We start from the raw sequence: 6,433 nt of genomic DNA, 5'->3' as shown, positions 1-6,433 counted from the left end.
CTGCGGCCATAGCGCTCGCGGTAGTAGTCGCTGATGGTCAGCAGCGTCATGCGGTAGAGCTTGCCCGCGAAGAACAGGCCCACCAGGATGAGGCAGGTGCCCGCGCCGAACGGGTCCTCGACCACGCCGTTCAAGCCGCCTTCGATGAACTTGGCCGGAATGCCGAGCACCGTTTCGGACCCGAACCAGGTCGCGAAGGTGGTCGTCACGATCATGAAGAGCGGCAGGTGCCGCCCCGCGATGGCGAAGTCGGTGGTGTTCTTCACCCGCCTGGCGGCATAGAGCCCGATGGCGATGGTGACCAGCAGATAGACGATGACGAGTGTCAGAAGCACTGGGAAACCTTGATAAGTTCAGATCAGCAATGTCACGGCGAGTGCGCACCTCCCGTCATTGGATGCGCAAGACGAGTGATGCCGAAGCGCATTTCCAAAGTATGGAAGCGAGCGGCAACGCCACACCGTGCTGATTGTTAAGAAAAATAAGGAGCACTAGCAAACTGTTGAATACTCCCCACCAGTCGACGCGCGATGCACGAGCGTTGAGTTGATCGGCCGACGGTTGCAACGATGCGCAGAGCTGATACGTTCACAGAGAGCCCATTAACGGAATGAAATGGGGCTCGATAGCTAAGCATCAATCCGTACCACACAAGACCTACAGGATCAGCTTTTTACCAGTAGATCAGCGGAACCCAGCGGGCAATCCCTATCTCCGGCGTAGATTACGCTGCCAGCATCTTGCTATTCATATAAATTGGCTATTTATATTTTGCAGTTTCAACGAATTTTGTCGCACCCCAGCCGCATCGCGCAATAAGTTTCGCTTTATTCAAAGAATGGAGCGGCCCGATAGCCAACGCCTTATGGAATATCGAAATTCCCGTACTGCGGCGATTCGATATGGATAGGGCCATTCAGATTCAAGTTTCCGACAACAACAATCGCTGATTTGAAAATCGTGGCGCGGTCCGTCGACGTCTTCCAAGTATTGTCCGCAGCTAAAATGCGATACCTTATGTCTAGATAAGTCGACAGCCAACGGATCTCATCGGCCCCCTCCGCTGGCGAACTGCCAACGGTAAGATTTGTTTCCTTAATAATGGCGTTGACGCCATCAACGCCATGATTAATGTCGCTGTCATATAGCTCGGCGATTCCTGCGGCAGTTTTCAAACCTAGCTGGGCTGCCTGCTCCAGAGCGGGGTTGTAGTATTTCAAGTCGCTTTGCTGGTTTTGGGCCGCTTCAAAATCCTTCTTGAATTCGCCTTGGTCCGACGCAGCAACCGCCCGGATAAATCCGGCCTCGTCAGTGACGTTCTTGTTGCGGACCTGCTTCAGGAATGGTGTCAATGGGTTGTTGGGATGACGGCGCTCAAATTCTTCGACAACGGCAATTGCATCCCCATCGGCTGTAGTAAATCCAACCCACCCCCACGTTACCCCACGGCCGTCATCAATATTTTCAGCGTAGCCGTAAGCTTTGACAGGTTCGCCATTTTCCCAAATGGACATCAACGATTCGGCGCGGCGGCGCTGATCAGAGTTCAGGCTTGGGGCAGCAACTGTATCCTGTGCAAATTCTGCCGAGACCAGGCTTTGATCACTAGCTGAAGTACTGCCTGTGCTGCCTGTGCCAGCTGTGCCAGCTGTGCCACCGCTACCACTACCACCCCCACCGCATGCAGAAAAAAAACAGGCGGCCAGTCCAATTGCGAGGACTTGGCTAATTTTCGTTAGCATTTTTATTCCAGTGCTATGTTTAAAAATCATCATGAAGCCGATGTTTGACGCGAAACAATATTCGTGCAAAGTATTTTTATCCTCTTATTTTTAAATTAATTTTTCGATTGAAATAGCCAACGCATACTTGGATGCAGTCTGAATAATGCGGTACAGCGCGCTATTGCGGTGGTCGGCTCTCAGAACTCAGCATCTTGAATGGATTTGACCGTCCTGATCGAATGCATCGAGCGCTTCTATTTCCGCGGCGCTCGATGTCCTCCCGTACTCAGGTGTCCCTCGGCTAACGGCATCCATCGCCTTGATTTGCTACCGTTGTTGTCAGCGCCAGCAGCTTGCACAACTCCATTCACAGTTTCGGCAAAGCGAACAGCTTCACTAGTTGCGCCGTTGATCTTCTTCCGCCCCAATAGCGCGCCTTGACATGGCCGAATTGGCACCCGGAACGTGTCCTCGAACTTGCCCCGCACGCTGGCCTTCAGGTATTCGACCTTCTCGGCTAACGCAGCCACGGGGTCGAGCTTGTCCAGCGTCTTGCGCATGCCCGAGTGCAGCCCGATTCGCCCAGAACACGTACGCATTGACAGCCGGGCGCTTGCCCACGCCCTGGTAGACCGCATTCCGAGGGCTGCGTCCTCTTTACCTTGCAGCAAGGCGTTGCCGCCAACCACATCGTTAACGTTGATCAAGATGCCTTTGACGGTGCGCCGCCAATCCAAATCGGCATGCACATCAATGTGCGCCTTCGTATCAGAGTGCCACTGGTTCCTCTTCTGAGCCGAATGCATCTTGGATCGCGCCACTTGTTCCTGACCGAGTTCGCAGCCAGCAATCAGTGTGGCTTCCACCACAGTGCCTACCTTGAGCAACAGGCCGCTAACGATGACCAAGATCTGTTTGTGCTTCTCCATCCGGTCACGAAAACGAAGGATGGCGTTTGCATCAAGCAGATAAGCGACCTCCTGGAGTTGGAAGAACTCGCGGCGAATATGGGTTTCGAAGAAGGCTGCTTTCGTGGTCGGATCGCTTACCGTGGAGCACGGTTGCAGGAAACGATTGCGCAGCAGGGCTTCCGTTGCAAATGGTGCCCAACTGATATGACCCTCAATGTGGTATGGCGCGATAGGCTTGACCAACGCGGAACAGGGAGCGATTCCGTCGACCTGATCGAGAACGACTTGCTTGCAAGTCTGTTTGACAGTCGGCTTCAGGCCGAGCGAGGGTCTTTTCATGGCCCCAATGTGCAGCCAATCGCTTACGTGAACCATACAGCGCAGCGAGTTATGCAGTCATTCTTGCTTAGATCAACACAAGAGTTAGCTCAGACAAATTCGCATCATCCTACTTGTGAGCCATCCTCCTTACTGTCTCTAGCGCGCGGGCCTATTCGATTGTCATCCGACATGCTTTCAAGCGCCCACATACCCACCTGCAGAGCGTTAAGCCACATGTCAAACGGCTCCTTCGCAGCATCGATTTCTTTCCACTGTGATGCGTATTCGCCTCGCTCCATTAGCACCCAGAAAAACTGCCCTGGGTCTCGCTCGTCGACATGGGCGGATATGCGCCGGAGATGCTCGGTCTGCTTCAGGTCGTCTGCCATTGAAGGCCTCCTAGTGCGAGGGGGCCCATTGGCCAACTTGCTTGCGAGTTTGTTCGGTAGTCGGCTTCGGGACGAGCACCGCTTGTTTCATAGCTCCAATGTGCAGCCAGTGGCTTACATGAACCATACAGCGCAGAAAGCTAGACCCCTACATTCCGCCTGCAAAGCGTTGAATCGTCATGCGAGCCCTTCGCAGCGTCGATCTGCTTCGACTGTGATGCGCATTCGCCTCTCCCCCTTGGCACTCGGACGAATTGCCTCGATTTCGCTCGTCGACATGAGCCGAGATCCCCGGAGGTGCGCAGTCTGTTCAAACTCGTCGCTGTTAAGGGGCCCCTCGTGTGATAGGCCCGTCGGCCAAACTAATCAACGTGTCACAGTCATTGAGCCGCGCCTCAGGACATCTTCGCCTCCCGGGTGAAACAATCCTCCTAGGTGGACCGTCAACTGACGGCTCGTGCCAAAACCAAACCCAGAATGGCTACTCTTTGCCTTTTGCTACCCAAGCGATTGCAGGCAAGGCTGACGGCGTTGAACGGCCCGGCGGTACTGCACGGGCTGACATCGCTGAACACTTACTCGCGCCGACCGAGGCTTCGTACGAGCGCGCGCCAACAATCTTGCCGAGATATGCCCCACTCGATACCCCGCAGGAAGCCGTGTCGCATACCCGCTGAAATCGGCACCCAAGCTTGTCACTTTCGGTCGATCGCGTCAGTGTTGCAGCGAAGAAGTACCGTCCCCCGGTATTGCTGGGCCTGGAGTTCGAGTCAGGGTCGTTGCACAGTTCTGGCGATACGCAAATTGATGATGGTTCACCGTTGTGCGCTCAACTTTCAACGTGCGATCCGATAGCTACTGACTCACTACAGAGGTATGAGTTTTCGACGCGACGCTAGCGCTCAACGTCTCGCGCAACTTCTTCCTCAAGAACTTGCCGGAAGCGTTTCTTGGTAGCGGCTCGTTCGAAAACCACAGGTACTTTGGGACCTTGTACTGCGCAATGAATGCGGCTACGTGCTGGCGTAGATCATCTTCCCCAATGGAATGGCCTTCCCGGAGAACGACCACCGCCCCAACTTCCTCGCCCAATCGCTCGTCGGGGACGGAGAATGCACACGCTTCAGCAACTGCTGGGTGTCTGAAAATCGCAGCCTCGACCTCTGCGCAGTAGATGTTCTCACCACCGCGAAGAACCATATCTTTCTTTCGATCAAGGATATGCAAATATCCGTCTTCGTCCAGTTTGGCGATATCTCCCGTTCGAAGCCATCCATCCACGATGGCTTCGAGCGTGGCCTGCGGTTGATTCAAGTAGCCCTTGATGACGCCCGCGCCTTTGACCCACAGCTCCCCAGCAGTCCCGGGCGGAAGCGCAGAACCCTGATCGTCCACCAACTGGACTTCGAGCGTAGGCATAGGTCGGCCGCAAGAGGTTGGTCGCGCAACGAATAAGTCTCCAGCAATCGCCGCGATGATTCCGGACGCCTCTGTCATTCCATATCCGGTGGATGGACGTATACCAGGGCGTGCGTCGATCGCTGACACCAAATCTGGCGGGACCTGCCCGCCACCTCCGGAAATGACTCGGAGCGAAGACAAATCCCGATCCGAAGTGGCCGCTTGTCTGACCAACTCACGACCCATGGTCGGCACTCCACCCATGGTTGTGACACGTCTGGCCTCGATCAGGCGTAGCGCCTCGTTGGCATCCCACCGCCTCATCAAGACCAACGTAGCTCCAGCAGCACTGAATGGATGCATGAGGCAATTGTTGGCTGTGACGTGAAACAGGGGCGTCGTGATAAGCGCCACTGGCACCGCGACAGCATCGGGCAGTTCAATTTGACGCGCTCGCGCCTCCGCGACTGCATGAACGTCTACCGAGAACGACATGTTCATTGAATTTGTGACACAGCCGCGATGTGTAAGCTGCGCACCCTTTGGAAAACCGGTCGTTCCTGACGTGTAGAAGATGCACGCATCATCGTCGGGCGCAATCGTGACATCCAGCGAAGGACCGGACGTTCCAATAACGTCTTTCCAACTGACCGCATTCTCAAAGACCTCGGCCCGCACAGCGACGACAATCATGCGCCGGTCGGCCGGCTTGGGCAAACGATCGAGACGTTCCTGGTCACAGAATATGACCTTTGGTACCGCGTCGCGCAACGCAAAAGCCAACTCTTCATTGATCCACCACGCATTGACTCCAACGACTACCACCCCTATCGAGACACACGCCCAGTAGATGAGCGTCCATTCGGGATAGTTGCGCATGGCTATGGCGACCCGATCTCCTTTCCGCACACCCTGCCGAACTAGCCAAGCACAAACTGAAGACGTTATGGCATGCGCCTGAGCGTAGGTGATGCATTCCTCCTCATAGAGGAGATAGGGGCGGTCCGTGAACACGCAGGTGGATTTCCATACATCGCGCAGCGTGGCCGGCGCCTGCGGGTAGTACTTCACGACCACGCCATTCACAATGGTCATTCCTACCTCAAAACGCTCCCCTGGCGCAGTGAGTTCGTCCCAAGCACGAGTCAGCTGAGCATCCATCTCGGCCATCGAGGCCGTTGCCTTACTAGCGACCATGGAATGTCGGCTTGCGCTTTTCAAAAAATGCGCTCGCCTCCTCATGATGGTCCTCGGACTGACTGCAACGCATGCAATACGCTGCCTCGATTGCCGTGCAAGCAGGCAGGCTCGCATGGAGGGCACGGTTCAGGTTCTCTTTCATGTACCTCAGCGTCAACGACGGGTAGCCGGTCCATCGTTGCGCAATCTGCGCGAACTTCCGCTGCGGTTCGCCCGACTCGTATACCCAATTGGCAAAGCCCAGGTCCAGCTCCTGAGCGGAGATCACGCGATTCGGCAGACTCTCGCCCGAGACGAAAATGAAATTGAGCATAGGCTCCTTGTTTTTTGACTATCAACAACGAGACCCGTTGCTGAAGTTGTGCGCAGCAAATGGATGCCGTCAACATCGTGCTTTCGAATGGCCAAGCCTCGTGGCAGCGCCACTCGCACGACTTCGAACATGCCGCGACGGTGATACGGGTTCCGGCACCTCAAGCCGCATCTC

At 55.4% G+C, this 6,433-nt stretch carries 5 protein-coding genes and 1 pseudogene; all 6 read right to left on the bottom strand.

Annotated elements, in window-relative coordinates:
- Positions 1–335 (bottom strand): annotated as a pseudogene (locus tag BM133_RS23985) (sodium:solute symporter); the annotation flags it as partial.
- Positions 336–863: 528 nt separating this feature from the next.
- The gene (locus tag BM133_RS23980) at positions 864–1,775 is read right to left on the bottom strand and encodes a chitosanase (RefSeq protein ID WP_093439315.1); all 912 of its coding nucleotides are present in this window, start codon (positions 1,773–1,775) and stop codon (positions 864–866) included.
- A gap of 203 nt (positions 1,776–1,978) precedes the next feature.
- Complete coding sequence (locus tag BM133_RS23975) at positions 1,979–2,974, bottom strand: IS5/IS1182 family transposase (protein WP_143100210.1); 996 nt, start codon at positions 2,972–2,974, stop codon at positions 1,979–1,981.
- 104 nt (positions 2,975–3,078) lie between these two features.
- A complete protein-coding gene (locus BM133_RS23970) occupies positions 3,079–3,345 on the bottom strand; it encodes a hypothetical protein (RefSeq protein WP_093439309.1) in 267 nt (88 codons plus the stop codon).
- Between the two features lie 855 nt (positions 3,346–4,200).
- Positions 4,201–5,916, bottom strand: a complete 1,716-nt coding sequence (locus tag BM133_RS23965; RefSeq protein WP_218158402.1) for a class I adenylate-forming enzyme family protein — start codon at positions 5,914–5,916, stop codon at positions 4,201–4,203.
- 16 nt (positions 5,917–5,932) lie between these two features.
- Positions 5,933–6,259, bottom strand: coding sequence for an enoyl-CoA hydratase-related protein (locus tag BM133_RS23960; protein WP_093439306.1), 327 nt, complete (start codon positions 6,257–6,259; stop codon positions 5,933–5,935).
- Between the last annotated feature and the right edge of the window lie 174 nt (positions 6,260–6,433).

Origin of the sequence: Variovorax sp. 770b2, assembly GCF_900115685.1 — a bacterium.
Lineage (GTDB): Bacteria > Pseudomonadota > Gammaproteobacteria > Burkholderiales > Burkholderiaceae_C > Variovorax.
Note: the sequence above shows the minus strand (reverse complement) of the source record. Positions and strands in the feature narration are given on the sequence as shown.

Excerpts from the sequence above, each read along its gene's own strand:
- BM133_RS23980 (WP_093439315.1), bottom strand. The coding sequence starts at position 1,775 with ATGATGATTTTTAAACATAGCACTGGAATAAAAATGCTAACGAAAATT.
- BM133_RS23975 (WP_143100210.1), bottom strand. The coding sequence starts at position 2,974 with ATGAAAAGACCCTCGCTCGGCCTGAAGCCGACTGTCAAACAGACTTGC.
- BM133_RS23970 (WP_093439309.1), bottom strand. The coding sequence starts at position 3,345 with ATGGCAGACGACCTGAAGCAGACCGAGCATCTCCGGCGCATATCCGCC.
- BM133_RS23965 (WP_218158402.1), bottom strand. The coding sequence starts at position 5,916 with ATGGCCGAGATGGATGCTCAGCTGACTCGTGCTTGGGACGAACTCACT.
- BM133_RS23960 (WP_093439306.1), bottom strand. The coding sequence starts at position 6,259 with ATGCTCAATTTCATTTTCGTCTCGGGCGAGAGTCTGCCGAATCGCGTG.